Genomic DNA, 23126 nt, shown 5'->3' with positions numbered 1-23126 from the left:
GGAGCGGCAAAAAAACAGGGGCAACTCGAGCCTTTTTAGCTAGCGTTTACCCGGCAAACGACCGTCACATCGGGGTTTACGATCAATCTGGCGTTCCTGTTAAGCGGCTGCTAAACTTGCATTCAATCTGTCCACCGGACGAATTGAATGCAAATCCAGACCGATTCCAACCCTGACCTGCCGCGCCAGCTGCCTCCGGTGGAACGTCAGCGCCTGCACGACACCGTGGTCACGCATCTGCGCACCCTGATCATCGAGGGCGCGCTGGAGCCCGGGCGCAAGCTCAACGAGCGCGAGCTGTCCGAGACCCTGGGCATCTCCCGCACGCCGCTGCGCGAAGCGCTGAAGGTGCTGGCGGCGGAAGGGCTGATCGAGATCTCGCCCAACCGCGGCGCCAGCGTCGCGCGCCTGTCCGCGACGGAAATCCGCGATACCTTCGAGCTGTTGAGCAACCTGGAGGCGTTTTCCGGCGAACTGGCATGCGAGCGCATCACCGTCGTGGAGCTGGCCGAGCTCAAGGCCCTGCACTACGCGATGCTGGCGTGCCGCGCCCACGAAGACCTGCCGGGCTACTACCGCCTGAACCACCAGATCCATGACCGCATCAACCTGGCGGCCCGCAATGCCGCGCTGCGCCAGACCTACCTGGCGGTGAACCGGCGGCTGCAGGCGCTGCGCTTTCGCTCCAACTACCGCAAGCCCAAATGGGACAGCGCCATCCACGACCATGAGGAGATGCTGGCGGCACTCGAAGCCCGCGACGGCAAGCGCATGGCCGAGATCCTGCGCCAGCACCTGCTGGACAAGCGCGACGCCGTGCTGTTGATGCAGGCGGGCGTTGGCGGCGAAGCCGGCGGCACGCCGCAGGCCTAGCCCGCTCTCGCCAGGTCCGCCTCAAGAATCCGAATAGCCCCATCAGCATTCTTTGCCCCGCTGTCACCACGGTGACAACCCCGCTTCTTACTCTGCGAGCGCATTGCGGCACACGCAATCCGCCGCGCGGCCCTTGCCGCCGGCGCACAACAACGCAGATGAACAGGGGAATGAACGATGGCAGGGAACCTTGCACCGGGCTGGCTGGCGGGGATGGGGCGCGTGCGCGCGCTGGCCGGCACCGTCGCAATCATGCTGGCCGCGACGCTGGCAGGCTGCGGCGGCGGCGACGGCGCGCCATCCGGCGCGCCCAACGATACCGACACCAGCAAGCCCGCGCCGGAGCCTGACCGCGCCAGCGGCCCGCGCGTGCTGCTGGTCGGCGTCGACGGCGCCACCTATGCACAGGTGCAAGGCGCGGTGCTGCGGCGCGAACTGCCCAACCTGTCCAGCCTGAACCTGGTGCCGACCGCCACCGGCGGCATGCCCGGCACCATCACCGCCCAGCCCCCGCTCGACACACCCAGCTGGGCCACGGTGCTGACCGGCGCCTGGGCCAACCGCCATGGCATCGACGACGACACCGGCAGCACCGCGCTGCGCGCGCCGACCGTGTTCCACTACCTGCGCGCAGCCGGCAAACCCGGCGGGCAGCAAGGTGCCGTGGTCAGTGCGCCGGCACTGCCGGTGCTGCTCAAGACGGACCAGGATGCAGGCGTGCTCGATACGCTGGTCGATTGCGCGGGCGTCGACCGCTGCGTCACGCAGAATGCCGTGCGCCAGGTGCAGTCCGGCTATGGCGTGGTGTTCGCGCAGTACAGCGCCCCGGCGCAGGCCGCGCAAGCCGGCGGCTTCGGCAACGGCGCCTATGCCGCCGCGCTCGGCGAGACCGACCAGGCGCTGGGCGAACTGCTGGCCGCCGTGGCCGCGCGCCGCCAGGCGCAGCCGGGCGAGGACTGGCTGGTGCTGGTCACCACCAGCCACGGCCTGGATGCCACCGGCGCCACCACCACGGTGCCGACGGTGGAGAACCGTACCGCGTTCCTCGCCACCAACAAGACCCTGAACGGCGCGCTGGCCCGGCCCGGCGCCGCGGCGCCCGACACTCCGGCGGACCTGTCCGCGCTGCCGACCGAGGCCGATATCGTCCCGACCGTGCTGGCCCACGCCGGCGTCGCGCTTGACCCCGCGGCAACGCGCCTGGACGGCTCCGCGCTGACCACCGCCACCGCCGGCGTGCGCGCCATCGGCGCCAGCATCGGCCAGTACAACGACGCCATCACGCTGACCTGGCAGAACCCGAGCCCGGCTTACGGCGTCACGCGCGTGCTGCGTGACGGCGTGCAGATCGCCGCGCTGGGACCCGAGGTACGGACCTTCACCGACAAGGCCTTCGACATGCCCACGGGCCTGTATCAGTTCAACTACACGCTGGTGCGCAACGACGTGCCGGTGTCGTACCTGGCGCAGATCCACTACGTCAAACCCGTCACGCTGATGCCGTCGCTGCTCACTGGCCTGGCGTCGTATTTCAGCCTGGACAGCAAGCCGTTCGCCGACGCGAAGAACGCGGCCACGCTGGGCCCGTGGGTGGCAAGCCTGGACGGCGGCACGCTCGGCGCCGACAACTTCGGCGGCCAGTCGCTGCAGCTGGACTCGCGCATCGACAGCTACCAGCTCAAGCACAACGCGGCCGATATCGCGCAAAGCCCGCAGTTCACCATCGGCCTCTGGTTCCGCACCGACTGCACCCAGGGCAACAGCACCGGCGAGCCGATCCTGTCGAACAAGAACTACATCTCGGGCGGCAATGCCGGCATTGCCATCGCCCTGTTCGGCAGCTGCGAGATCCGTTTCAACCTGGGCAGCGGCAGCGGCAAGCGCGACGACATCAATGGCATGAAGGTATCGGCCAACCAGTGGGCCTATCTGGCGCTGTCGGTCGACGCGGCGGCGAAGCGCTTCAGCGCCTACGTCATCGACCCGGTGCTCGGCCTGCAGAAGACCGAGAACAAGGCGATCGCCAATACCGACGTGACCCGGCTCGCCGGCCTCGGCACCGGCTGGGGCGTCAACGACGACGCCACCCACAACTACGTCGGCAACAACCCCGGCGCGCTCAAGGGCGTGATGGGCCTGAACGACCTGGCGATGTGGACGCGCGTGCTGACGCTCGACGAGCTGAAGGCCATCACCGGCGCACGCCAGCCCCTGTCGACGCTGAATCCCTGAACCCGAGCATCCGGCGGCGCACCCGTTCCCCGAGGGAACGGGTGCCGGCCGGCCTTCACCCTCCCCGCACCCCGATCCCCCTGCAGGAGATTGACACCATGACCTTTCGACCTTCCACCCTGGCCCGGCCGCACTGGCTGGCCGCCTTGCTGCTGAGCGCGGCGCTCGCCGGCTGCGGCGGCGACTCTGGCGAGGGCGCCAGCGGCACTCCGTCCGCGGCGCCGACCACGCCCGGCGCGCCCGGCACCGGCGGCAACCCCGGCCAGGGGAACGGCAGCGACCGGCCTGGCGAGACCCCGGCGGTCAAGCCGCAGCTGCGCTGCGCGCCCTGAACCCGGCCCGGCCTGTCTACCCTCCCCGCAACCATCCGGCACCGAATCCCATGAACCCCCAAAGCAGACGCAACTTCCTCAAGCTCGCCGGCGGCAGCGCCGCCGCCACCGCCGCGCTGGCGGCCTTTCCGCCGTCGATCCGCCGCGCGCTGGCGATCCCGGCCAACAACGCCACCGGCACCATCCGCGATGTCGAGCACGTGGTCATCCTGATGCAGGAGAACCGCTCGTTCGACAACTACTTCGGCACCCTGCGCGGCGTGCGCGGCTTTGGCGACCGCTTCCCGATCCCGCTGGCAGGCGGCCTGAACGTCTGGCAGCAGACCTATACCAACGGCAGCACGACCCGCACCGTGCTGCCCTACCACCTCGACAGCAGCGCCGGCAATGCGCAGCGCGTCAGCGGCACCCCGCACTCGTATCCCGACGCGCAGAACGCCTGGGACCTGGGCCGCATGAACAAGTGGCCCACCTACAAGCAGACCCAGTCGATGGGCTTCTACACCGAGGCCGAACTGGATTTCCAGGTGGCGCTGGCCAATGCCTTCACGCTGTGCGACGCCTATCACTGCAGCTTCCATGGCGGCACCAATCCCAACCGCCTGTTCCACTGGACCGGCACCAACGATCCGGCCGGCGAATTCGGCGGTCCGGTGATCGACAACAGCGGCGACTCGTTCACGGGCTCTAACACGCCCTATACCTGGAAGACCTACCCGGAGCGCCTGGAAACTGCCGGCGTGAGCTGGAAGGTCTACCAGAACATGCCGGACAACTTCACCGACAACCCGCTCGCGGGTTTCAAGCAATACCGCGACGCCAATGCCGCCCGCGGCAACCAGGCCAACGGCAGCCCGTATCCGCCGTACACCAGCGCCGACGACGCGGTCAGCCCGCTGCTCAAGGGCGTGGCCAACACCATGCCCGACGGCGGCTTCCTGCAGGCGCTGCGCGACGATATCGCCGCGGGCAAGCTGCCGCAGGTGTCGTGGATCGTGGCGCCGGCCACGTACTCGGAGCACCCCGGGCCGTCCAGCCCGGTGCAGGGCGCCTGGTACACGCAGGAGGTGCTCGATGCGCTGACCGCCAATCCCGCGGTCTGGAGCAAGACCGTGCTGCTGATCAACTTCGACGAGAACGACGGCTATTTCGACCACCTGCCGCCGCCGTGCGCGCCGGCCTATGACGGCGACACGCTGGCTGGCGCCACCACGCTCGAGCCGGAACAGCTCAAGCCGGAATACCACGTCGACAAGCGTCCCTACGGCCCCGGCCCGCGCGTGCCGATGTACGTGGTCTCGCCCTGGAGCCGCGGCGGCTGGGTCAACTCGCAGGTGTTCGACCACACCTCCGTGCTGCGCTTCCTGGAAGCGCGCTTCGGCGTGGCCGAGCCCAACATCAGCAGCTTCCGCCGCGCGGTGGCGGGCGACCTGATCTCTGCCTTCAACTTCGTCAGCCCCAACACCAACCCCCTGCCGCAACTGCCCAGCCGCGACAAGGCCAGCGCCGACGCCATCCGCACCGCGCAGGGCGTGCTGCCGCAGGTGCCGCTGCCTCCGGCCGGCAGCCAGCAGATGCCGCAGCAGGACCCCGGCACGCGCCCGTCGCGCGCCCTGCCCTATGAACTGCACGTCAGCGCGCGCGAAGACGCCCGCGACCAGCGCGCGGTGTGGCTGCTGTTCAGCAACACCGGCACGGCGGCGGCGGTGTTCCACGTCTACGACCGCCTGCACCTGGACCGCGTGCCGCGCCGCTATATGGTCGAGCCGGGCAAGGAGCTGCATGGCAGCTGGGACGTCTTTGCCAGCGACGGCGGCAAGTACGACCTGTGGGTGCTGGGCCCGAACGGCTTCCACCGCGCCTTCCGCGGCGACGTGGCGGCGGTGACCGCGGCCGGAGCCAGCGCGCCGGAGATCCGCGTCTGCTATGACATCGCCAACGCCGCGGTGTACGTGGACATGATCAATACCGGCAGCGCCCCCTGCACCTTCACCGTCCAGGCCAACGCCTACCGCACCGACGGCCCGTGGACCTACGAAGTGCCCGCCGGCATGCAGCTGCAGCAGCACTGGCCGGTGGCGCGCCAGGGCAACTGGTACGACTTCACCGTCACCACCGCGCAAGGCGGCTTCACGCGCCGCTTTGCCGGGCGCATCGAAACCGGCAAGGACGGCGTGTCCGACCCGGCGATGGGCGCGGCCGGCTGACGCAACCCGTCGACCCGGCGCCACGCCAGTCCCGCCCGGGCCGGTCCCAAGCGGACCGGCCCGGGCGGGCGTAGCCGTTTTGTCATATTGGGCCGCTAGACTGCGCGGTCGTCCGGCCCGGTCCGGACCCTTCCCCCAACTCCGCGCGGATGACCATGCTAGGCGACCTGCTGATGACCTTTTTCGAAGTGGCGCGCCAGGGCAGCATCACCATGGCAGCGCGGCAGTTGCGCGTGAGCCAGCCCACGGTCACGGGACGCATCCGCCAGCTGGAGGAAACCTACGGCGTGGAGCTGTTCCATCGCCGCGCCAGCCGCGTGGACCTGAGCGATGTGGGCGTGGCCCTGATGCCGGTGGTCGAGCAACTGATGCAGCAGGAAGGCAATGCCGACTACCTGCTGCGCAACGCCGGCAACCTGCGCTTTGGCAACCTGCGCATCGGCGCGACCGGCCCGTACTACATCCTGCGCGCGGTGGCGGCGTTCCGGCAGCGCTATCCGGCGATCGACGTGAGCCTGGATATCGGCAACTCGCAGCAGATGCTCGAAGCGCTGTTCGAATACCGCATCGACGCGGCGGTGTCCTCGCATCCGGTGGACGATGACCGCCTGGCCTGCATCCGGCTGGCGAGCGACCCGATGGTGCTGGTGGTCCATCCCGACCATGCGCTGGCACGGCTTGCGCAGATCGACCTGCCGCAGTTGCACGGCTATCACCTGCTGGTGCGCGAGCACGGCTCGATGACACGCAAGACGATCGAAACCGCGCTGGCCGCATGCGGGCTAGAGCTGCCGCCGCATACCGTAATCGGCAGCCGCGAGGCCATCTACGAGGCGATCCGCCAGGGCCTGGGCGCCAGCGTGGTGCCGCTGGGCGAGGTGCCGCGCGACCCGCTGCTGCGCGTGGTGCCGTTTGCGTCGGGGGCGCCGGTGCTGCACGAATACCTGTATTGCCTGCAGAGCCGGCGGCAGACCCGGCTGGTCGGCGCCTTCCTGGACTGCGTGGCGCTGGACGAGCCAGCCGCGGCCCAGGCCGCCTGACCCGACGTATGCTGGTGAAAACGACGGCGTATGCCGCGATGCGGGCGCCGATGCCGGCATCGGAAAACTTCGGTCCTTCATCACCGCGCGGTCACCGCGCCGCGCCAAGCTTGGCGGTTTCGCCTACGGAGCCCACCCGCATGCCTGCCGCACCCCGCCTCGCCCTGTTCGACCTGGACCACACCCTGCTGCCGCTGGACAGCGAGTACGAATGGGCGCGCTACCTGGTCGCCGTCGGCGGCGCCGACGCGGCCGAGATCGACGCGCACAACGCGCGCTGGCTGGCCGCTTACCAGGCCGGGCGCCTCGACTTCGCCGCCCATGCGCGCTTTGCGCTGGGGCTGCTGGCACGCCATCCGCGCCAGCGCCTGACGCAATGGCGCGCGGATTTCATGCGCGACGTGATCGTGCCGGCGATCCCGCCCGTCACGCGCAACCTGCTGGCGCGCCATCTCGGCGCCGGCGACCTGTGCTGCATCGTGACCGCCACCTGCCGCTTCATCACCGAGCCGATCGCGCGCGAACTCGGCGTGCCGCACCTGCTGGCGGTGGAGGCCGAGCACGACGTGCACGGCGAATTCACCGGCGCGCTGGCCGGGGTGCCCGCCTATGGACCGGGCAAGGTGCTGCGCGTGCTGGCCTGGCTCGATACGCTCGGCCTTGCGCATGCGGCACTGGCGCACGCCACGTTCTACAGCGACTCGCGCAACGACCTGCCACTGCTGGAAAGCGTCGGCCACCCCGTCGCCGTCAATCCCGACCCGACCCTGCGCGACGCGGCCGGAGCACGCGGCTGGCCGGTCATGCAGCTGTTCGCGGCGGCAGGCGCGCCGGCCGCCTGAACCATGCACCCGCGCGCCGACTTCCCGGAATATGACCAGTTGCGGACCTTGCTGGATGCCGGCAGCCACGTGCTCGATACCCAGGTGGTGTGCGAGACCACTGTGCAAGGCCACCGCTTCGGCGTGCATGTCGCCACGCTCGGCAGCCGCGACCCGGGTGCGCCGGCCATCGGCATCTTCGGCGGCATTCACGGACTGGAGCGCATCGGCACGCAACTGGTGCTGGATTACCTGCGCTCGGTGCTGTCCCGCCTGGCCTGGGACGAGCTGCTGCACCGCGAGCTGCAATCGGTGCGGCTGGTGTTCATGCCCATCGTCAACCCCGGCGGCATGTGGGCCGGCACGCGCGCCAACCCCAACGGCGTCGACCTGATGCGCAACGGCCCGCAGGATGCCGACGCGCGCGTACCCTTCCTGGCCGGCGGCCAGCGCCTCGGCGCCTGGCTGCCGTGGTACCGCGGCGCGGCCGGCGCGCCGATGGAGGTCGAAAGCAGCGCCCTGCTGCGCGTGGTCCGGCAGGAACTGCTGCCGCGTCCGCTCAGCTTTGCGGTGGACTGCCATTCCGGCTACGGCTGGCGCGACAGCATCTGGTTCCCGTACGCGCGCACGCGCCGGCCGATGCCGCACCTGGCCGAGATGTACCTGCTCAAGACCCTGTTCGAGCAGGCTCACCCGCACCATGGCTATACCTTCGAGCCGCAGAGCCACCAGTACCTGCTGCACGGCGACCTGTGGGACCATGCCTATGACCTGGCCCCGCGCGGCAACCTGTTCCTGCCGATGACGCTGGAGCTGGGCTCGTGGCTGTGGATCAAGAAAAACCCGCGCCAGCTGTTCTCGCGCGAGGGCATCTTCAACCCGATCAAGGCGCACCGCACCGCGCGCGTGCTGCGCCGGCACGTCAGCCTGTTCGACTTTCTCGGCCGCATCGCCTTTGCGTCGGACCGCTGGCTGCCCCGCGGCGCGCAGCGCGACGAGCTGCTGCAGCAGGCACGCGCGCACTGGCATACGGAGCCGCCATGAGCCGATGGGTGTTCTTGCGGGGACTGACGCGCGAATCGCGCCACTGGGGAACGCTGCCAGCGCGCTGGGAGGCTGCCGGGCTGGGACGCCCGCTGTTGCCTGACCTGCCCGGCAATGGCGCGCTGTCGGCACAGCCAGCGCCGTGGAGCGTGCGCGACATGGTGACGGCGGTGCGGCGCCAGCTGAGCGCCGCCGGCGTGCCGGGACCGTATCGCGTGCTGGCCATGTCGCTGGGGGCGATGGCCGCGACCGAGTGGGCCAGTACGCATCCGGAAGAAGTGAGCGGCCTGGTGCTGGTCAACACCAGCATGCGGCCCTTCTGCACGCCGGCGCAACGCCTGCGTCCGCGCAACTGGGGCAGGCTGCTGCGCGTGGCGCAGCGCTGGCGCGATCGCGCGTATTGCGAACGGACCATCCACGCCATCACCTGCGCGCGCACCGACACGCTCGCCAGCGACCTTGCGCAGTGGCAGGCCATCGCGGCGGACGCACCGGTCAGCCGGCAGGCCGCGCTGGCGCAATTGCTGGCCGCCGCGCGCTACTGCGCGCCGGCCGAGCCGCCGCGCTGCCCGGTATTGCTGCTGGCCTCGGCGGCGGACCGGCTGGTCAATCCGGCCTGTTCGGCGCGCATCGCGCAGGCCTGGGACGTGCCCTTGCTGACGCACCACTGGGCCGGCCATGACCTGCCGCACGACGACCCCCAATGGGTATGCGATGCGGTCGCACGCGCCGGATCACGCTTCGGCTAGCGCCTCTTCTACCGGCATGGCGCTGACCAGCAGCGCTGCCGCGGCATCGACGCGTTCCCACGTACCGAACAGCCGCGCGCTGATCAGACCATTCTGCAGCGCGCCGAATATCACCTGCGCCAACTGTTGCGGCGGCAGCGAAAACGGCGCCGCGCCCCGGGCGCCGGCCTGCTCGAGCAGGCGCGCCAGCCATTGCTCGTTAAGGCGGGTGAAGTCTTGCATCGCGGCGCGCACGGTGTCAGGCATGGCCAGCACGTCGGCCGACAGCATGCCGACCACGCAGGCCTGGTCGGTGCAAGCGCCGTCGCGCAGTGGTTGCAGGTATTGCCGCGCCTGCTCGGCGCACGGCAGGCTGGTATCGATGGCTTGCAGCCGCGCCCGCTTGCGCGCGCTGTATTCGCGCACCGCCTCGAGCACCAGGTCGTCCTTGGACGGGAAGTAATAGTGGATGCTCGAGGTCTTGACGCCGACCAGTTCGGCCAGGTCGCGGTAGCTGAAGCCGTTGAAGCCCCTGCGGCGGATCAGCACCAGCGCGTGTTCGACCAATTGCTCGCGTACGGTTGGGGTATTCATGGCATCGCCTCCTCGGCTTGCCGCCGGACCATTCAGGCCGGCAGCGTTTGTGCGATCAGCGTGATGAGGGACCCGCTTGCAAGGCAAAGTCCAACCCATCCGCCCAGGATCAGCGCAGTGTCACGCCAACGCATGATCGACTCCTGAAGCAGGGCCGCACCGTGGCGGCCCTGTGGTTTTCGGTGGCCGGCGCCAGGCCGGCCGGCTCTCAGGCGATGGCGCCGTCGGTGTAGGGATCGACCTTGCCAACGCGCGCACCGTCGGTGTACGGGTCGAAGCTGCGGGCCGGTTCGGCCGACACGCCGCTGCGATCCAGGCCGGCTACCGTGCGGGCGCCGTCGGTGTACGGATCAGCCTTGCCGACGCGTGCCCCGTCGGTGTACGGGTCGAAGCTGCGGGCCGGCTCGGCCGACACCCCGCCGCGATCCAGGCCGGCTACCGTGCGGGCGCCGTCGGTGTACGGATCAGCCTTGCCGACGCGGGCACCATCGGTGAACGGATCAACCTTGCCGCTGCGGTAGTTGTAGCCGTAGCTGTCGGCCGGCACCGTGGCTGCGAGCGTCCGCGCGCCGTCGGTGTACGGGTCAGGCTTGCCGACGCGTGCGCCTTCGGTGAACGGGTCGAACTTGCCGCTGCGTGCGCCCTCCGTGAACGGGTCGAACTTGCCGGTGCGGGCACCGTCGGTAAAGGCATCGGCGTTGCCGACGCGATAGCTGTAGCCGTACTTGTCGCCGGCGTTGGCGTTCACGCTGGCGGCCTGCGCGACACCGCCTGCGAGCGCGGCGGCAAGGGTGGCGGCGGTGATCAGGGTCTTGGCGGTCTTGGTCATGATGGGCTCCTGGGTGCGATGGTTCGAGATCGCGTCAATTCGGTATCAGTGGCTGTTGCGGTCTTCTTCCGATTCCGCATCTATCAGTAGATAGATAACCGGTCTCAAAAAAATGACCGCTTCCGGTCGTGCAATGGGACCGCCGTGTGCCGCCTGGTCTTGCTTGTTGGTGGCGGTGCAGCGCTTCCATGGACTTGATACTATCTACTGCTAGGTAGAGAGTCAAGGAAAAACGTTTCTATCGCTGCGATAGTCATTCGCCATGAAGCCCTTAAGTCCTTGTTTTTGAACCAGCTTTCTGGATCGGCGTGGCCATGCCGCAGGCAAATAAAAAAACCGCCATGCGGCTTGCGCCACACGGCGGCTTCAGACGCGCCACTGATATCGCGCGCAAATTCAACCGGATACGGCCGCCATCAGGGTGTCGGCGGCGGCTTCAACACGGTCCGACGTGCCGAACAGGCGTGCCGCGATCAGCCCGCTCTGCAGCGAGCCGAATACCACCTGTGCCAGCCGCGCCGGCGGTACCGGGAACGGCGTGCTGCGATGGGGCTGGGCCCGCTCCAGCAGCCCGGCCAGCCATTGCTCGTTCAGCAGGAAGAAGCCCTGCAGCATCTTGTGCACGGATTCTGGCAGGCACAGCGTCTCGGTCGACAGCATGCCGCACAGGCAGATCTGGTCCGAGCCACAGCTCGCGCGGAATGGCGCCAGGTAGATGGCAGCCTGCTCGGTGACCGGCAGGCTGGTGTCGATGGCGTTGATTCGTTCGGCCAGGCGGGCGCTGTATTCCTTCACCGCTTCCTGGACCAGGTCTTCCTTGGTCGGAAAGTAATAGTGGATGCTGGAGGTCTTCACGCCCACCAGCTCCGCGAGGTCGCGGTAGCTGAAGCCGTTGAAGCCGCGCCGGCGGATCAGGATCAGGGTGTGCTCGAGCAATTGCTCGCGTACGGATTGGGTCTTCATGCAAGCAGTTTATCTACGCGAAGATAGACGCTCAAGTTGAAATGCCCCGGGGCTGGGGTAATTCCCTAGCCTCGGGGCACTGTGCACTACATGGGCGTTAGCCAGGCAGGACCTGCGCGGCGAAGGTAATCATCGAGCCACTCGTCACGCAAAGTACCAGCCATCCGCCAACTAACAGGATGCTGTCACGCAAACTCATGATGGACTCCATCGGACGGCGGCCACGGGCCGCCATCGTAAGTTGTGGGCCGCCGGCCGGTGCCGGCAGCAATCAGGCCAGGGCGCCGTCGGTATAGGGGTCAGCCTTGCCGACGCGTGCACCGTCCGTGTACGGGTCGAAGCTGCGGGCCGGCTCGGACGAGACGCCGGTGCGGTCCAGGCCCGCCACGGTGCGGAAGCCATCGGTGTACGGGTCGGTCTTGCCGACGCGTGCGCCTTCGGTGAACGGGTCGAACTTGTCGCTGCGCGCGCCTTCCGTGAACGGGTCGAACTTGCCGGTGCGGGCACCGTCGGTAAAGGCATCGGCGTTGCCGGCGCGATAGCTGTAGCCGTACTTGTCGCCGGCGTTGGCGTTCACGCTGGCGGCCTGCGCCACACCGCCGACGAGCGCGGCGGCAAGGGTGGCGGCGGTAATCAGGGTCTTGGCGGTCTTGGTCATGATGGGCTCCTGGGTGCGATGGTTCGGGATCGCGTCAAATTCGATGTCGGTGGCATTCGGCGGGTCGCTTTTCAGTCTCGCATCTACTAGTAGATAGAGTGCCGGGCCTGAAAAAATGACCGTTCAGGTCATGCAATGGAATCGCCACATTTCCGTGCCTTCTTGATTTCGTTGGCAGTGCAGCGGTGCCATGGACTGAATGCTATCTACTGATAGGTAGATAGTCAAGGAAAAAGATTTCTATCGAAGCGATAGCCGCCCTGCGCTAGCCAGGGAAAAGCGCTTCGGAATGAACAATTCTTCACTTGCAGAGCCCGGCCTGCTAGCCTGAAGAAGATGAATCCTGACTCCCGCACTCCTTCTCAAACCGCGCGTCACCGCTGGCTGGCTGCGGCGGCAGGCATGGCCGTGGCGGCCGGGGTCGCGCGACATCTGCTGTTTCGTGCGCTGGAGCGCAAAGCCTTTGTCACGCCGACGGATGAGACAAGCCACGCGGAACCACCCGACAATTCCGCCCTTAAGGTGCGGCACGCCACCTTCGCCAGCGGCGACCGCATCCTGCACGCGGCCTTCATGCCGGTGGCAGACCCCGAAGCACCGGCCCTGATGGTGTGCCATGGCGACAACGAATGCCTGCCGGACTGGGCACCGGTGCAGGCGATGCTGGCCGATGCGGGCATCGCCTCGTACGTGTTCGATTACAGCGGCTATGGGCGCAGCACCGGACGGCCAAGCGTGCGTCGGCTGCGGCAGGATGCACGGATGGCCTATGGGCAGTTCCTCGCCGCCACGCCGCAATCGAAACGGCGCGTGGTGCTGGGACATTCGCTGGGCTCGGGCATCCTGCTCGATGTGGCGCGGCGTTTCGAGCCGCAGCCGGATGGCTATGTGATAGCCGCGGGCTTCAGCTCGGCGCGGCTGGCCGCGGTGCAGACCGGGCGCATCCCCGCATGGGCCGCGTGGCTGCTGCCGGATCCGTGGAACAACGCAGCGCGTGCGAGCAAGCTGGAACGGCCGCTGCTGGTGGTGCACAGCCGTGACGACGTGGTCATCGTGCCGCCCCACGCGCAACGCGTGGCAAGCGCTGCCAGGCATCTGCATGCGCTGGTCATGCACGAGGCCATGCCACACGATGCGGCCATATTGCCGGAGCATATCGACACCTTCTGGCCGCCGATCCTGCGCTTCATGCACGCGCAGGCGACGGGTCCGGAAGCGCCATCGCAGCAAGCGCGCGATGCCGGCCCCATCGATGGCCGATCACATGGCCGATTAATCTAACGTAGAGTCCCGCAAGCGGCAATCATCCTTGTGGGCGAGGCGCCACGGCCAAGTGCCCGAGGGACGCTTTCGCGAATTCTTGTCTATATTTGTCCTCATGGCGAAAGCCCGCAAACTCGCTGTTGACAGCACTGGAGGTACTGCCATGCGTTGGCTTGCAAACTTGTTCAGTCCGCCGACCCCGGAAAAAATCGCCGAAAGGGAACTGCAAGACATGAGGCTGACGCTATTCCAGGCCGAACGGCGCTTGCTCGAGGCACAGATGCAGGTCGCCTACTATCGCGACATGGTGGCGTTCCTGGAAGATGTTGCGGCCAAGGGCGTGGAAGACGTGGTCGACAAGCGCCGCGCCACACCGCCCGCCATGCCCGAGCTGCCGGCGCGCACGCCCGGCCTGACCACGGTGCCGATCGTTCCGTCCGCGGCCTGAAGCGGACCCCATGCCGCGGCGCGTGCCCCGGGCATGCGGCAAGGCAGGTCCGGACCTGTGCGATACTCGCGCTGCCTGACGCCCCTGTGGCGCAGGCAGACCACCCACAGGAACCGGCCCCATGAGCGAACTGCTGCCCGCGATCGAAATTGAAACCGCGTCCAATCCCGGCTGCGCCGTCATATGGATGCACGGGCTGGGCGCCGATGGCAGCGACTTCGCCCCGGTGGTGCCCGAGTTGCGGCTGCCGGCCACGCCCGGCGTGCGCTTTATCTTCCCGCATGCCCCGGCGATACCGGTGACCTGCAATGGTGGCTATGTCATGCCGGCATGGTATGACATCGTTTCCCTCGATCAGGCCGGCCGCCGCGCCGACGAGGCCGGCATCCGCGCATCCTGCGAAGCCATTCGCGCGCTGATCGCTCGAGAAAATGCGCGCGGCATCCCGAGCGGGCGCATCGTGCTGGCGGGCTTCTCGCAAGGCGGCGCCATCGCCTACACCGCCGGACTGACCCACGCGGAGCCGCTGGCCGGCATCGTAGCGCTGTCCACCTACATCCCCGCACCCTCGACGCTCGCCGCCGAAGCCAACCCGGCCAACGCCGCCACGCCGGTGTTCGCTGCCCATGGCACGCAAGACGACGTGGTGCCGCTGGCGCTGGGCGTGGCCGCACGCGATTTCGTGCAGGCGCGGCCGAATCCGGTGACGTGGCACACCTATCCGATGGGCCATGCGGTCTGCCTGGAAGAGATTGCCGAGATTGGCGCCTGGCTGGCCTCGCGCTTTGCCCAGGCCGGCGCCGCGCCCGCCTGACCGCCTTCGACATGACCACGGCCGGCCCGCTGCGCCGGTCCGCACCAGGCTGCAAGCATGACCCTCGCCCCACCCCGCCGGATCGATTTCAATACCCGCAAGGCGCTGCTGTTCGCGCTGGCCGCGGAACGCCTGTCGGCCTACTACGAACACCGCAAGTGGATGACCGACGCCCAGGGCGCCACGCTGGCCGGTGAATGGCTGTCGCGCTCGAAGCTGCAGCTGCCGCTGTCGGAACGGCGCCTGCTGTCCGAACTGAGCGACCAGTTTGCGCGGCAGCTCGCCGACACCCTGTCGCGCGAAGCCGGCCTCTACGCCGCGCACGAAATGATGGAAGCGCTCGACCCGAACTACCAGTCCGCGTTCGCCTACGACATGCTCGAGGAATGCGAGCGGCTGCTGCACGAGCACGGCGTTACGGAATAAAGGCGACGGCCACGAAGCCTGCAAGACCGCAGCGTTTGCAAAGGTTGACAATCGCCCGGCGTACGCGCGCTTAAACTTCGCGCACCGATGACGCCCCACTGTCCGCCACCATGGAACGCAAGCACTGCCTGGCCTGGATTGCGCTGAGCATGATCGCAGCAGCCTTGCTGACGCTGCTGTGCCTGATCCTGAACGACCACGCCGAAACCCGGGCGCAGAAGCGCGGCGAGCAAATGGCTGTCCGCGTCAAGCCCGCAGGCGCTGGCCTGATGCAGGCCAATGCCCCTTCACCCTCGTCGCAACGCGCCCAGCCGGCCCGGCATCCCGAGCGGCTGCAGCAGGCCAGCACGCGCTGAGCCCGGGCAGGCGCGCCCCGGCCCGCAACTTCAGAACGACGACCAGGTAGTTAAGAAGGATTGCGATGCAGGCCAGAGCGCGGGCTTGAGTGTAGACGCGCGCTCTCCCGGCGACTGCAAAGAATTGACAACGCCCCGGTCCGTGCGGTCATGCATCCCGTGCGGGCCATTGCAGCCCTGCCGCCGCAGCCAGCGCCTGGTAAGACGTCGCCAGGTGATAGGGCGAGGTCGACGGCATCTCGGCGCGCACCACGTCGCCCGTCGGTGCCACGCACTCATGCCAGCCTTGCGCAGACAGGAAACGGTTGCGGAACTGCACGGCCCAGTCAGCCAGCGTAGCCAGCGACTGCGCCGAGCCTTCCACTGCCAGCGCGCGCGCGAACTCGGTCTGTGCCCAGATGCGTTCGGTGCCGTCGAGCTGAGCGCCATCCGCCTCCAGCGCCGCGCAGACACCCAGCGTGCCCGCCGCCACGCCGTGCCGCTGCGCGAACGCGAAAGCGCGGCGCAGGGTATCCGCTAGCGGCAGATCGCCAAACAGCGCCGGCCTGCCAGCCACCAGCGAGAACCATTCGAACTGGTGCCCCGGTTCGATGCGGTTGTCCGCGCTGCCTTGCGGCAGCTCCGCTACGCAGCCACTGGCGGAATCGACAAAGCGCTCGTGCACCGCCATCGCAATCTCGCGCAGCCGCTCCGCATACCACTCGTCGCCGGTGGCATCCAGCGCGGCCAGGTAAGCCTCGGTCAGGTGCATGACCGGGTTCTGCAGCACGCCCGCACCCTTGGGCCGGAAGTGCTCGGTCAGCGCGGCGTGGTACAGGCCCTGCCCGTCGGCGAAGCGATCTTCCACGATATCGACGGTTTCATCGAGCACCTCCAGCGCATCCTCGTTGCCGAAGCGCGCGTAATACGCGGCGCAGGCGAAGATCACGAAGGCATGGGTGTAGAGGTCGCGGGTGCTGTCGAGCGGCGCACCGGCCGGGTCGACGCTGTAGATCCACGCGCCCTCGCCATGGCCGAAATAGGCCTGCAGCGAGCCGAACAGCGTATCGGCGTGCGCCTGCTGCCCTGCCAGCGAGAACACGTACAGCTGGCGCGCGCACGCCATGGCGCGATAGCGCGACGGCGCCAGCGGCGCGGCGCTGCCGCCGTCGAGCGCTTCAAAGGGCAGCAACAGGTCGGGATTCCAGCCGGAGGCGGTCCACAGCGGCAGCACGACGGTGTCGTAATGCGCCGTCAGGGCGGCGATCCGTTGGTTGAGCTCGGGCGAGAGAGGCATGTTCAGGCGACAAGATCCGGCGCGGCAGCTGCCGCAAAGGCCGTATCTTGCCATGGCGCGCCCGTAATGCCTCATGGCATTTACCGCGCTCACTTGCTAGCATCAATGCGCCTACCTGCGAACGGGAGACACCCATGTCGACTTTGCCTCTCACGCTGACTGACAATCATCGCACCCTGGTGCTCCATGTCCTCGAGGACGGACCGGGCCAGTTCACCTGGCGAATCGTGATGGAAGAACGGTGCGGCGCCGCCGACGAGGACTGTACGGTCGCGGCACCGGACACCTACCGGTCCTATGCTGAAGCCGAAGCCGCATGCTGGGCCGCCGGCAACGGCATCCTGAACGGCCCGCGCGCCGCAGGCGAACTGCGCATCACCTGACACCCGCAAAATTTCGCGATCCACTTGCACTACGCGCCGCGTGACCTAGTCTGAAAACGTGGCAGTGGCAACGCGGGCGATGCATTGCCCGCGATTCTTCATTCCGGCCACGTCCCGGGCACACCCTGCTGCCCGGTGCGCTTTTCTGCCACCTGCCTGTCATCTTCCTGGCCTTTACTGACCTGGTCGCCATGCCGCCCCAAGAAATGGGTACGGTGGCCATGGCCGCAGGAGCATGCAATGGACAAGCCGGTCGTCACGCCCCAGCGCTTCGTTGAACTGATGAACGAACGCCTCACCAAGCACCCGCTGTTCCGCGAGGGCATGCGGGTCTACGCCATTCCGCAGCATAGCGATCATCCGCGCAGCCTGGTCTGCGTGGGACCGCGCGGCACCGAATGCGTATGCGCCACCATCGAGAGCATCGTGCGCGGAGAATGCGAGGTCTTTCCCGACATCGGCCCGGACTGGCATCAACCGCCCAGGACCGCAACGCCGCCCGAGGTGCGGGCGCGCTGAATGGCCGCGGCGCCGTATGGCGCCGCTTGCATTTCAGACGTCGATGGCCGAATCGGACTTCACCTTGCGGCGCAGCTCAAACTTCTGGATCTTGCCGGTGGAGGTCTTGGGCAACGGCCCGAAGTAAACCGCCTTGGGCACCTTGAAGCCCGCCAGCAGCGTGCGGCAATGCGCGATCAGTTCTTCTGCGCTGACGCTGGCCCCGTCCTTCAGCTCGACAAAGGCGCACGGCGTCTCGCCCCACTTGGCATCGGGCTGCGCCACCACCGCCGCGGCCAGCACCGCAGGATGCCGGTAGAGCGCGTCTTCCACCTCCACGCTCGAAATATTCTCGCCGCCGGAAATGATGATGTCCTTGCTGCGGTCCTTGATCTTGATGTAGCCGTCGGGCATGCACACGCCCAGGTCGCCGGTATGGAACCAGCCGCCGCCGAAGGCTTCGCGCGTGGCCTTCTCGTTCTTCAGGTAGCCCTTCATGCAGATGTTGCCGCGGAACATGATCTCGCCGATGGTCTCGCCATCGGCCGGCACCGGCTGCATGGAATCGGGATCGAGCACGGCCACCTGCGACTGCAGGTGATAGCGCACGCCCTGGCGCGCTTTCTTGACCGCGCGGTCCTGCTCGGACAGCGTGCTCCAGTCGTCCTGCTCGGCGCAGACCGCGGCCGGGCCATAGACCTCGGTCAGGCCGTAGACATGGGTCAACTCAAAGCCCATCGCCTCCATCTGCGCCAGCACCGCGGCCGGCGGCGGCGCGCCGGCCACCATGCCGCGCACCGGCCCGCGCACGCCCTCGCGCCACGCAGCGGGGGCATTGACCAGCGCGGTATGCACGATCGGCGCGGCGCAGTAGTGGGTCACGCCCTCGTCGCGCATCAGGTCGAACACCAGCTTGGGCTCGAACTTGCGCAGGCACACGTTGACGCCCGCGCGCGCCGCCACCGTCCACGGGAAACACCAGCCGTTGCAGTGGAACATCGGCAGCGTCCACAGGTAGACCGGATGCTTGGGCAGATCCCACTCCAGGATGTTCGAGATGGCATTGATGGCCGCGCCGCGGTGATGGTAGACCACGCCCTTGGGATCGCCGGTGGTGCCCGACGTATAGTTCAGCGCGATCGCGTCCCACTCGTCGGCGGGCAGTTGCCAGGCGTACGCCGGGTCGCCGCCGGCGAGGAAGGATTCGTAATCGGTATCGCCGAACGGCGTCGCCTGCGGACCCAGCACGTCGTGGACGGCAATCACCTTCAGGCCCGGAAGCTCCAGCGCCATCTGCCGCGCCACGTCGGCAAACTCGGTATCGGCCAGCAGCACGCGCGCCTCGCCATGGCGCAGCATAAACAGCAGGTTGGCGGCATCGAGGCGGATATTCAGCGCATTGAGCACGGCACCTGCCATCGGCACGCCGAAATGCGCTTCCACCATCGCCGGCGTATTGGGCAGCAGCGCGGCGACGGTATCGCCCTTGCCGACGCCGGCGCGTGCCAGCGCGCTGGCCAGGCGCCGCGCGCGCGCATCGGTGTCGCGCCAGTTCTGGCGCAGCGGGCCGTGCACGATGGCCAGGCGATCACCATACACCTCGGCGGCGCGCACCAGGAAATCAATGGGTGTAAGCGGCACGAAATTGGCCGCGTTGCGGGCCAGGCCGCTGTCGAAATCGGTTGGCATTGCTAGTGTCTCCGCCTTATCGGGGTCATTCCGGGGTCATTCCGGGTCGTTCGGGCGCTGTTGGTTCAGGCGCCTTGCGGCGCTGTCACTTTTTCTGGCACAAGGCTATCATCGCACACGCCGGCGCACTGTCGCCAAGACGACAAACCTGCCGCAAACCCGCGCCAGGCAAGGCTTACACGATACTTACGGGATGCGGCGCAGTGCGCCCGTCCATGCCATGAGCGAACCCGCAGACCCCACTTCCCTCCCTGCCCCGGCGCCCGCCGCGGTGCTGGCCGGCCATGCCTGGTTCGGCGAACTCGCCCCGGCGCACCAGGCCCTGGCCGCGCGCGAAACGCTGCTGCAGTCCTTCGCCGCGGGCAGCTTCATCGCCCGTCGCGGCGAGCCCTCGCGCCACTGGATCGGCGTGGACAGCGGCCTGATCAAGCTGGCGGTGTACACGCCCGACGGCCGCGGCTGTACCTTCTCGGGCGTGCCTGCCGGCGGCTGGTGCGGCGAAGGCAGCGTGATCAAGCGCGAACACCGCCGCTATGACGTGATCGCGATCCGCGACTCGCAGGTGCTGCTGGTGCCCGAGCCGGTCTTCAACACCCTGCTGGCGCAGAGCTTGCCGTTCGCCAGCTTTGTCGTGCGCCAGCTCAACGAACGCATGGGCCAGTTCATCGCCACCGTGCAGAACGACCGCCTGCTGGGCGCCGATGCGCGCGTGGCGCAAGCCATCGCGCAGCTGTTCCATCCGGACCTGTATCCGCGCACCAGCCCGGTCCTGGAGCTGTCGCAGGAAGAGATCGGCCTGCTTACCGGACTCTCGCGCCAGCGCGTCAACCAGGCGCTGCGCCGGCTGGCCGATGCGGGCATGGTGCACTTGTCGTACCAAAGCATCCGCGTCACCGACCTGCCACGGCTGCGCCACTTCGGGATGTCAGAGCTGTAACGCGGCCGCCACCAGGGCTGGAACTGGCTTTAAGCGGATCACCGCGGCCTTGCGCCGCCCGCCGAATCCTGCGACAGTTACCCGCCGCACCGCCGCCAGCTTCCGGGTCGCTTTCCGCATGCCGCTTGTCAGCCGTCACCACCTCCGCTTTGCCCGCCTGCGCTTTCCCTTTGCCGTCCATGTGCAAGCCCTGCACGGCACGGCCAGCCTGCGCGACGCCAACGCGCGGCGCGAAGTGCGGCCCGGCGACCCGTTCGTGGTGCACGCCTTCGCCCACTTCGACTGCGACCTGCCTGGCACCTGGCAACAACCCTGCGCCGTCGTCCTGACCGCCGTACCGGACAGCGACTGTCCCCGCCTGGCCGGCAAGCCCGCGGATCGTCCGTGGTCACGGCAGTTCGCCGGCCTGGTCTTTTCCCGCCCCGACACCGACTGGAACGCCGAGCGCCTGGCCGCGCAATGGCAAGTGCCGGCACGCCTGGTCCGCGCGCGGCTCTTTGCCGAAGGCGAGGCGCTGCATCCGCTGCTGCGCGAGCAACGCGCCGCCCATGCGCTGCACGCGCTGGCCAGCGCCGGCGGCCTGGTGCCCGCGCTGGACCAGCTGGCCGCCCATGCGGGCCTGCGTTCAGCCAACGCGCTGGCGCGCGCCTGGCACGACTGGTTCGGCATCGATGCCGTGCGGCTGCTCGAAGATTGCCGCGCCGGTGGCCGCACGCTCGCGCCGACGCCAGCCTGGCCCGGACTGGTGCGGGCGGCTGCCTGATTCGCCTTCTTGTGGCGGCAAGGGTCCGCCACGCCGCATGCGTTTTGTCAATCACCTCAACGCGGGTTGGGCACGCTTAGGCATTGCGCGCAAAATCGCGCCCGCGGGGCGGGTCAGCCGCTCCGTGGGCGGGGTCCTGCATGAGCCAGTGTTCCACCACGCAGCGCCCTGCCATAACAAGAAAACCACAGAAATCCAAACTGGGATGAAAACAAAACATCTGTTTTTGACGGGTCTGGCGGCGGCCGTACTGACGGCCTGCGGCGGCGGCGGCGGAGATTCGGCGCCGACCACGGCGCCCGCTGCCACCAAGATCAGCGGCACCGCGGCCGTTGGCGCTGCGTTGGGCAATGCCACGGTCCAGGCCAAATGCGCCGTGGGGAGCGGCACGGCCACTACCGCCGCGGACGGGAGCTTCACACTCAGCATCGATGGCGCCACGCGCCCGTGCGTGCTCAGCGTCAAAACGACTGACGGCACCACGCTGCATTCGGTGGTCGAGGCCGGCACCGGCACCACCGCCGTGGCCAACATCACCCCGCTGACGGAACTGGTGACCGCGTCGCTGGCGCAGGGCAGCACCACGGCCTTCTTCGACCAGTTCGACGCCGCCGCGCAGGCCAAGCTCACTTCCGGCAACCTGACCAGCGCCACAGAGGCGGTTCGCCTGGTGCTGACCGGCGTGGTGGACCTGACCAGCGTCGACCCGCTCAAGGATCCGCTGGTGGCCGCCAACGGCGCCAACGCCGGCAATGCCCAGGACAAGCTGCTGGACCAGCTCGGCGATCGCCTGGAAGCCTCGAAGACCACGCTGGGCGAACTGTCCTCCGCGGTGGCTTCCAATGCCGGCGCGGCGGCGGTCCAGACCGCGCTGCAGCCGGCAGCGTCCAGTTGCGCGGGGCTGAAGACGGGCAAGTACCATGTGATCGGACTGGGCACCGCAGCGGCAGAAGCCGGCGACCTCGACGCCGCCGCGCTCAAGCTGCAGATCGGCAACGAGACCGTCCCCTTCACCGCCGTGGCCAACGATGACTGCCGCTTCACCGTGCCGGGCGCGAACGGGACCACCAACACCGTGATGGTCGCCAAGTCGGGCATCGCACTGGCCGTGCCGCCCGCGGGCCCGATGACTGATCTGCCCACCCTGCTGGTGCCCGCACAGGCCGTTGCCCTGGCCGACCTGGCAGGCGACTGGAACGGTCTCGGCATGGAGCGTGACAACAGCGGCACTCCCTACGCATCGCGCCGCGTGACCTTCAGCATCGATGCCGCGGGCAAGCTGACCAAGGGTGCCGACTGCTCCGGCGTGAACACCTGCGAGGCATGGTTGCCTGAAGAACTGCCTACGCTCAGCGCCAACGCCGACGGCAGCTTCAAGATCACCGACAGCTTCGGCTCCCAGTTTGCCTACGCATTCAAGGGCACCGACGGCCAGGTGACGGTCGTCATCACCCACGACGATGGCTTCATGCTCGCCGCCAAGCAGGTGGTACGCCCTCTGCCGGTGGTGGGTGCGACCAACTCATACTGGGACACGGTAATGTATGGCGGCCCGGTGCCCACGCTGGAGAACGCCGGCACGTGGTCGACCCTGGTAACGTCAGTGGATGCGCAGAACGGCATCTACACTCGCAAGCGCCTGGAAGACAGCCGCCTGGACAGCTGGAAGACTAACCACCCGGCCAACGGCTTGCGCTACCGTGCACGCGCCAGCAACGCGTCGGAGATGATCTCGCTGATCCCGGGCAATACTGGCTTGGGCCTGGGGATCGCCGTGAACGGATCGTTCTACGATATCTCGGTGAACCGCCCGTAATCGCCGCGCGAGGCGCCGGCCCGGGCGACTTGCGCCCGGGCGGATCAAGCCGGTGCCGCCATGCGGCGCCGGCTTTCTTTCTTTTACGCCGGCACCTGACAAGGGTTCACCAAAAAAATACCCACAGCCGGGTGGT

At 68.1% G+C, this 23126-nt stretch carries 24 protein-coding genes; 18 read left to right on the top strand and 6 right to left on the bottom strand.

Going from position 1 to position 23126, the window contains the following annotated elements; translation table 11 throughout:
- Positions 1-147 precede the first annotated feature (147 nt).
- From FHX60_RS08140 to FHX60_RS08105, 8 genes are all read left to right on the top strand, one after another.
- On the top strand, positions 148-873 hold the full coding sequence (locus FHX60_RS08140; protein WP_183283032.1) for a GntR family transcriptional regulator: 726 nt from the start codon (positions 148-150) through the stop codon (positions 871-873).
- A 177-nt stretch (positions 874-1050) separates the two neighbouring features.
- The gene (locus FHX60_RS08135; RefSeq protein WP_183283031.1) at positions 1051-3105 is read left to right on the top strand and encodes a LamG-like jellyroll fold domain-containing protein; all 2055 of its coding nucleotides are present in this window, start codon (positions 1051-1053) and stop codon (positions 3103-3105) included.
- Between the two features lie 98 nt (positions 3106-3203).
- A complete protein-coding gene (locus FHX60_RS08130; RefSeq protein WP_092312479.1) occupies positions 3204-3437 on the top strand; it encodes a hypothetical protein in 234 nt (77 codons plus the stop codon).
- 50 nt (positions 3438-3487) lie between these two features.
- Positions 3488-5644 (top strand): phosphocholine-specific phospholipase C, encoded by a 2157-nt coding sequence (locus tag FHX60_RS08125; protein ID WP_183283030.1) that lies wholly within the window; start codon positions 3488-3490, stop codon positions 5642-5644.
- Positions 5645-5799: 155 nt separating this feature from the next.
- Complete coding sequence (locus tag FHX60_RS08120) at positions 5800-6684, top strand: LysR substrate-binding domain-containing protein (protein ID WP_183283029.1); 885 nt, start codon at positions 5800-5802, stop codon at positions 6682-6684.
- 140 nt (positions 6685-6824) lie between these two features.
- Entirely contained in the window at positions 6825-7526 is a 702-nt protein-coding gene (locus tag FHX60_RS08115) for an HAD family hydrolase (RefSeq protein WP_183283028.1), read from the top strand.
- 3 nt (positions 7527-7529) lie between these two features.
- On the top strand, positions 7530-8549 hold the full coding sequence (locus FHX60_RS08110; protein ID WP_112775204.1) for a M14 family zinc carboxypeptidase: 1020 nt from the start codon (positions 7530-7532) through the stop codon (positions 8547-8549).
- Complete coding sequence (locus FHX60_RS08105) at positions 8546-9298, top strand: alpha/beta fold hydrolase (RefSeq protein ID WP_183283027.1); 753 nt, start codon at positions 8546-8548, stop codon at positions 9296-9298. The genes FHX60_RS08110 and FHX60_RS08105 overlap by 4 nt, the downstream gene beginning before the upstream one ends.
- Here FHX60_RS08105 and FHX60_RS08100 read toward each other — a convergent pair.
- From FHX60_RS08100 to FHX60_RS08085, 4 genes are all read right to left on the bottom strand, one after another.
- Positions 9284-9871 carry a TetR/AcrR family transcriptional regulator gene (locus tag FHX60_RS08100; RefSeq protein ID WP_092312497.1) on the bottom strand — a complete coding sequence of 196 codons (588 nt, stop codon included), beginning with the start codon at positions 9869-9871 and terminating at the stop codon, positions 9284-9286. The two genes, FHX60_RS08105 and FHX60_RS08100, sit on opposite strands and share 15 nt — an antisense overlap.
- A 208-nt stretch (positions 9872-10079) precedes the next feature.
- The gene (locus FHX60_RS08095; protein WP_183283026.1) at positions 10080-10700 is read right to left on the bottom strand and encodes a copper resistance protein CopQ; all 621 of its coding nucleotides are present in this window, start codon (positions 10698-10700) and stop codon (positions 10080-10082) included.
- 396 nt (positions 10701-11096) lie between these two features.
- A complete protein-coding gene (locus FHX60_RS08090) occupies positions 11097-11663 on the bottom strand; it encodes a TetR/AcrR family transcriptional regulator (RefSeq protein ID WP_012355888.1) in 567 nt (188 codons plus the stop codon).
- A gap of 271 nt (positions 11664-11934) precedes the next feature.
- Entirely contained in the window at positions 11935-12321 is a 387-nt protein-coding gene (locus FHX60_RS08085; RefSeq protein ID WP_183283025.1) for a hypothetical protein, read from the bottom strand.
- Positions 12322-12657: 336 nt separating this feature from the next.
- Here FHX60_RS08085 and FHX60_RS08080 point away from each other — a divergent pair, with 336 nt between their 5' ends.
- The 5 genes from FHX60_RS08080 (at position 12658) to FHX60_RS08060 (ending at position 15628) form a co-directional block, all read left to right on the top strand.
- A complete protein-coding gene (locus FHX60_RS08080) occupies positions 12658-13602 on the top strand; it encodes an alpha/beta hydrolase (protein WP_183283024.1) in 945 nt (314 codons plus the stop codon).
- 145 nt (positions 13603-13747) lie between these two features.
- Positions 13748-14032 carry a hypothetical protein gene (locus FHX60_RS08075; RefSeq protein WP_010812500.1) on the top strand — a complete coding sequence of 95 codons (285 nt, stop codon included), beginning with the start codon at positions 13748-13750 and terminating at the stop codon, positions 14030-14032.
- 121 nt (positions 14033-14153) lie between these two features.
- Entirely contained in the window at positions 14154-14846 is a 693-nt protein-coding gene (locus FHX60_RS08070) for an alpha/beta hydrolase (protein WP_183283023.1), read from the top strand.
- A 57-nt stretch (positions 14847-14903) separates the two neighbouring features.
- Positions 14904-15272, top strand: a complete 369-nt coding sequence (locus FHX60_RS08065) for a hypothetical protein (RefSeq protein WP_112775198.1) — start codon at positions 14904-14906, stop codon at positions 15270-15272.
- Positions 15273-15382: 110 nt separating this feature from the next.
- A complete protein-coding gene (locus FHX60_RS08060; protein ID WP_183283022.1) occupies positions 15383-15628 on the top strand; it encodes a hypothetical protein in 246 nt (81 codons plus the stop codon).
- 148 nt (positions 15629-15776) lie between these two features.
- Here FHX60_RS08060 and FHX60_RS08055 read toward each other — a convergent pair whose 3' ends face one another.
- Positions 15777-16904, bottom strand: coding sequence for an AGE family epimerase/isomerase (locus FHX60_RS08055; RefSeq protein ID WP_183283021.1), 1128 nt, complete (start codon positions 16902-16904; stop codon positions 15777-15779).
- Between the two features lie 134 nt (positions 16905-17038).
- Here FHX60_RS08055 and FHX60_RS08050 point away from each other — a divergent pair, with 134 nt between their 5' ends.
- Both FHX60_RS08050 and FHX60_RS08045 read left to right on the top strand, forming a co-directional pair.
- Positions 17039-17287, top strand: coding sequence for a hypothetical protein (locus FHX60_RS08050; RefSeq protein WP_112775195.1), 249 nt, complete (start codon positions 17039-17041; stop codon positions 17285-17287).
- Positions 17288-17527: 240 nt separating this feature from the next.
- A complete protein-coding gene (locus FHX60_RS08045; protein ID WP_062803237.1) occupies positions 17528-17806 on the top strand; it encodes a hypothetical protein in 279 nt (92 codons plus the stop codon).
- A gap of 33 nt (positions 17807-17839) precedes the next feature.
- Here FHX60_RS08045 and FHX60_RS08040 read toward each other — a convergent pair whose 3' ends face one another.
- Positions 17840-19474: an acyl-CoA synthetase gene (locus tag FHX60_RS08040; protein ID WP_183283020.1), complete on the bottom strand. Its 1635-nt coding sequence runs from the start codon at positions 19472-19474 to the stop codon at positions 17840-17842.
- Positions 19475-19694: 220 nt separating this feature from the next.
- On the opposite strand from FHX60_RS08040, the gene FHX60_RS08035 reads away from it, so the two are divergent.
- The 3 genes from FHX60_RS08035 to FHX60_RS08025 all read left to right on the top strand — a co-directional run bounded on the left by FHX60_RS08035 (position 19695) and on the right by FHX60_RS08025 (position 22990).
- A complete protein-coding gene (locus tag FHX60_RS08035; RefSeq protein WP_092312533.1) occupies positions 19695-20411 on the top strand; it encodes a Crp/Fnr family transcriptional regulator in 717 nt (238 codons plus the stop codon).
- Positions 20412-20529: 118 nt separating this feature from the next.
- Positions 20530-21174, top strand: a complete 645-nt coding sequence (locus tag FHX60_RS08030) for an AraC family transcriptional regulator (RefSeq protein ID WP_183283019.1) — start codon at positions 20530-20532, stop codon at positions 21172-21174.
- Between the two features lie 451 nt (positions 21175-21625).
- Positions 21626-22990 (top strand): hypothetical protein, encoded by a 1365-nt coding sequence (locus FHX60_RS08025; protein WP_375790529.1) that lies wholly within the window; start codon positions 21626-21628, stop codon positions 22988-22990.
- The last annotated feature ends 136 nt before the right edge of the window (positions 22991-23126 follow it).

Origin of the sequence: Cupriavidus alkaliphilus (assembly GCF_014191175.1) — a bacterium.
GTDB classification, from domain to species: domain Bacteria; phylum Pseudomonadota; class Gammaproteobacteria; order Burkholderiales; family Burkholderiaceae; genus Cupriavidus; species Cupriavidus alkaliphilus.
This window is presented reverse-complemented; position numbering and strand designations above follow the sequence as displayed.

What these genes read in the sequence shown, in the direction of transcription:
- FHX60_RS08140 (WP_183283032.1), top strand. Translation starts at nt 148, where the DNA reads ATGCAAATCCAGACCGATTCCAACCCTGACCTGCCGCGCCAGCTGCCT.
- FHX60_RS08135 (WP_183283031.1), top strand. Translation starts at nt 1,051, where the DNA reads ATGGCAGGGAACCTTGCACCGGGCTGGCTGGCGGGGATGGGGCGCGTG.
- FHX60_RS08130 (WP_092312479.1), top strand. Translation starts at nt 3,204, where the DNA reads ATGACCTTTCGACCTTCCACCCTGGCCCGGCCGCACTGGCTGGCCGCC.
- FHX60_RS08125 (WP_183283030.1), top strand. Translation starts at nt 3,488, where the DNA reads ATGAACCCCCAAAGCAGACGCAACTTCCTCAAGCTCGCCGGCGGCAGC.
- FHX60_RS08120 (WP_183283029.1), top strand. Translation starts at nt 5,800, where the DNA reads ATGCTAGGCGACCTGCTGATGACCTTTTTCGAAGTGGCGCGCCAGGGC.
- FHX60_RS08115 (WP_183283028.1), top strand. Translation starts at nt 6,825, where the DNA reads ATGCCTGCCGCACCCCGCCTCGCCCTGTTCGACCTGGACCACACCCTG.
- FHX60_RS08110 (WP_112775204.1), top strand. Translation starts at nt 7,530, where the DNA reads ATGCACCCGCGCGCCGACTTCCCGGAATATGACCAGTTGCGGACCTTG.
- FHX60_RS08105 (WP_183283027.1), top strand. Translation starts at nt 8,546, where the DNA reads ATGAGCCGATGGGTGTTCTTGCGGGGACTGACGCGCGAATCGCGCCAC.
- FHX60_RS08100 (WP_092312497.1), bottom strand. Translation starts at nt 9,871, where the DNA reads ATGAATACCCCAACCGTACGCGAGCAATTGGTCGAACACGCGCTGGTG.
- FHX60_RS08095 (WP_183283026.1), bottom strand. Translation starts at nt 10,700, where the DNA reads ATGACCAAGACCGCCAAGACCCTGATCACCGCCGCCACCCTTGCCGCC.
- FHX60_RS08090 (WP_012355888.1), bottom strand. Translation starts at nt 11,663, where the DNA reads ATGAAGACCCAATCCGTACGCGAGCAATTGCTCGAGCACACCCTGATC.
- FHX60_RS08085 (WP_183283025.1), bottom strand. Translation starts at nt 12,321, where the DNA reads ATGACCAAGACCGCCAAGACCCTGATTACCGCCGCCACCCTTGCCGCC.
- FHX60_RS08080 (WP_183283024.1), top strand. Translation starts at nt 12,658, where the DNA reads ATGAATCCTGACTCCCGCACTCCTTCTCAAACCGCGCGTCACCGCTGG.
- FHX60_RS08075 (WP_010812500.1), top strand. Translation starts at nt 13,748, where the DNA reads ATGCGTTGGCTTGCAAACTTGTTCAGTCCGCCGACCCCGGAAAAAATC.
- FHX60_RS08070 (WP_183283023.1), top strand. Translation starts at nt 14,154, where the DNA reads ATGAGCGAACTGCTGCCCGCGATCGAAATTGAAACCGCGTCCAATCCC.
- FHX60_RS08065 (WP_112775198.1), top strand. Translation starts at nt 14,904, where the DNA reads ATGACCCTCGCCCCACCCCGCCGGATCGATTTCAATACCCGCAAGGCG.
- FHX60_RS08060 (WP_183283022.1), top strand. Translation starts at nt 15,383, where the DNA reads ATGGAACGCAAGCACTGCCTGGCCTGGATTGCGCTGAGCATGATCGCA.
- FHX60_RS08055 (WP_183283021.1), bottom strand. Translation starts at nt 16,904, where the DNA reads ATGCCTCTCTCGCCCGAGCTCAACCAACGGATCGCCGCCCTGACGGCG.
- FHX60_RS08050 (WP_112775195.1), top strand. Translation starts at nt 17,039, where the DNA reads ATGTCGACTTTGCCTCTCACGCTGACTGACAATCATCGCACCCTGGTG.
- FHX60_RS08045 (WP_062803237.1), top strand. Translation starts at nt 17,528, where the DNA reads ATGGACAAGCCGGTCGTCACGCCCCAGCGCTTCGTTGAACTGATGAAC.
- FHX60_RS08040 (WP_183283020.1), bottom strand. Translation starts at nt 19,474, where the DNA reads ATGCCAACCGATTTCGACAGCGGCCTGGCCCGCAACGCGGCCAATTTC.
- FHX60_RS08035 (WP_092312533.1), top strand. Translation starts at nt 19,695, where the DNA reads ATGAGCGAACCCGCAGACCCCACTTCCCTCCCTGCCCCGGCGCCCGCC.
- FHX60_RS08030 (WP_183283019.1), top strand. Translation starts at nt 20,530, where the DNA reads ATGCCGCTTGTCAGCCGTCACCACCTCCGCTTTGCCCGCCTGCGCTTT.